Genomic DNA, 2,535 nt, shown 5'->3' with positions numbered 1-2,535 from the left:
GGACCGATGGCATGGTCGTCGATCGTGACGAAGCACGGTTTCCTGGCGTTGGCGCCGCAGTACACCACGACCTCCGAGCTGCTCTCGACGTCGGCACGTCGGCGGGGCATGGAGGTCGAAGTCTTCCCCGTCCAGGGCGGCGCGGGCACCGCCGCGGGGAGGCGCGGCGGCCACTACTACGGCGGCCCCGTCTTCGCGGCAGGCATCGTGGACGAACTTGAGCTCGCGCTCCTGGAGCCCTCCGACGACTGGCTGGTCACCGTGCCCCCCGCGTACACCGGACGGCACATCGCCATGGCGACCCTGGGCGAGGCCCGTCGCCTGACCCGACCGGCCTTCGTCAAGCCGCCGACCGACAAGAGCTTCCCGGCTGCCGTCTACGCCGATGGTGGCCGGCTCCCGACGGGGCCCGAGCTGCCGCCCGACGTCCCGGTGCAGATCAGCGACGTGGTGACCTGGGCGACGGAGTTCCGCCTCTACGTCCTGGACGGCGAGGTCCGCACGGGTTCGCAGTACGCCACCTTCGGCCGTCTCGACGCCCGGCCCCTCGACGGTCACCGCCACGAGGACGCCGTCCTGGCGTTCGCGAAGGACTTTCTGGCCACCTGCGGCGACGACCTGCCCAGCGCAGTGGTGGTGGACGTCGGATTCCTGACCCCACCCGAGCACGGCGCCGCCGACCAATGGGCGGTGGTCGAGGCGAACATGGCGTGGTTCAGCAACACCTACGCCGCCGACCCCGACCGGGCCCTGGACGTCGTTCTCCGCGCCGCCGGCCCGCGTACCCGGATGGCGGCCCGCGACCGCCGCTTCTGCCGCACCCCCGAGACCGCCCGTCCCACCGGCTGAGGAGCGGCAGGCAAGGACTTGGCGTCCTGAACATCGCCACCGACATCCCTCAGGCCGTCGGACCCGTCGTCGCTTCCGCTCTGATCACCTCCTTTCCTCCTGCGCGCTTGGAGCCCGCAGCACCCGGCCACGCCGGTCGGCAAGAAGCGCAAGGGCGATGCCGATGCCGACCCAGACTGCCAGGGTGAGGGTCGGGAGTCCGCCGCCGGAGCCGTCGAAGAAGGCGTTGGCGCGCAGGAGGCTGCCGGAGGCGCCCGGGGGAAGGAGCTGGCCGAGGGTGGCCCAGCCGGTGGGGAGCCAGTGGGGTCCGGTGGCAAGTCCCGAGAGCGGGTTGCCCAGGAGCATCATCAACGCGCCGCCGAAAGCGAATCCGGCCATGCCGAGAAGCGCTTGGAGGCCCAGGAGCGCGGTGGACAGAGCGGCCGTGCCGAGGCTGAGGCCGAGGGCGGTGAGCCAGTAGTCTCCGTCGACGGAGTGGGTGGCGAACTGGAGGACGGCGGCGATGGCGGCGCCTGCCACGAGGGAGAACAGGAGAGTTCCCGCGATGCGGGTGCGCAGTCCGCGGTGCCCGGGGAAGACACTGCTGAGGATGAGGGCGGGGAAGATGCCGCCGAAGATCATGGGCAGGAGTGCGGCGGTCATTCCGGCCCCGCGGGGGTCGTCCGTGGTGAAGGGCACCAGATCGTGGACGGCGACCCGGATGGACTGCCGTGCGGCGACGCGGTCGCCCAGTGCGGTGAGGGCGCTGGTGGCGGAGGGGCCGCCCGCGGTGGCCGTGTACACGTCGATGCGGTGAGGGGTGATGTCGAGACCGCCGGCTATGTCCCGGTCCTCGACCGCATCGTGGAGGGCGGCGGTCGTCGGGTAGAGGCGGATGTCCCAGGCGCGGTCATCGGTGTTCTGCCGAAGGGCCTTCGTGGCTTCTTCGGGGCCGGTGACGCCGACAGGGACGCGGTGCGGGCCGCTGTGGAGCGAGGGCAGCGCGAAGGCGCACAACATGGTGGTGATCAGGGCTGCCAGGCCGAGGACGACCAGGGTCAGCTTGCGTCCCGTGGCGGACAGGCTGTGGTTCGACATCGTGGTGTTTCGTTGTCTCTCTTCGGAGGGTGCGAAAAGGGCTCTGCTGGTGGTCCGCCGTCTGATGGGAGGCGGGTCGCCCGGTTGTGCGAGCCGGATGCGGCGCGTGCTGATGGGGCGGCCAGACGGCTTCCGGGGGGCCGGGCGCCGGGGCGGCCCCGGTTTCCGGCGGGGGTTTCAGGCGCGGGCGGCCGCGGCGGCAACGATCCAGTTCCTGAACTCGACGGCGTAGTGCCGCAGATGGTGCTCCAGGACCTCGTCCGGGCACGTGACGGGGAAGTACACCGTCAGGTTCGCGGTGAAGCCGTCGACGGTGTCGCCGAACTGGATCAGCGCGCGTCCGACGACGGTGCCGTCGGCCAGGAAGAGGTTCGAGGACATCTTGCGCGGGAACTGCGACTCCGGGAGGAGTTCATCCACGTCCTCGGCCCAGGCCAGCGCGTCCGTTCCCCAGCCGCCCATGTAGAAGTCGGCGACGTGCGGGCCGATGTTCTCCACTACACGTGCTCCGATCCCATCGGTGCCCATCACGTAGTGCTCAGGGTGCGCCGCAAGGAGCACGCGCTCGTTGCCCGCGAACGCCTTGTCCATCCAGGCCAGGAACTCGCC

The 2,535-nt window shown here is 70.9% G+C and carries 2 protein-coding genes and 1 pseudogene; 1 reads left to right on the top strand and 2 read right to left on the bottom strand.

Annotated elements, in window-relative coordinates:
* Nucleotides 1–6: 6 nt before the first annotated feature.
* Nucleotides 7–849: an ATP-grasp domain-containing protein gene (locus tag ACWEBX_RS39115; protein WP_451889463.1), complete on the top strand. Its 843-nt coding sequence runs from the start codon at nt 7–9 to the stop codon at nt 847–849.
* Between the two features lie 84 nt (nt 850–933).
* Here the strand turns inward: ACWEBX_RS39115 and ACWEBX_RS39110 are convergent, their stop codons facing one another.
* Together ACWEBX_RS39110 and ACWEBX_RS39105 are read right to left on the bottom strand one after the other, a co-directional pair.
* The gene (locus ACWEBX_RS39110) at nt 934–1,926 is read right to left on the bottom strand and encodes a hypothetical protein (RefSeq protein ID WP_451889462.1); all 993 of its coding nucleotides are present in this window, start codon (nt 1,924–1,926) and stop codon (nt 934–936) included.
* Nucleotides 1,927–2,103: 177 nt separating this feature from the next.
* Nucleotides 2,104–2,535: pseudogene (locus ACWEBX_RS39105) on the bottom strand (hypothetical protein); the annotation flags it as partial.

The sequence above is a fragment of the Streptomyces sp. NPDC005070 genome (assembly GCF_053600395.1).
This window is presented reverse-complemented; position numbering and strand designations above follow the sequence as displayed.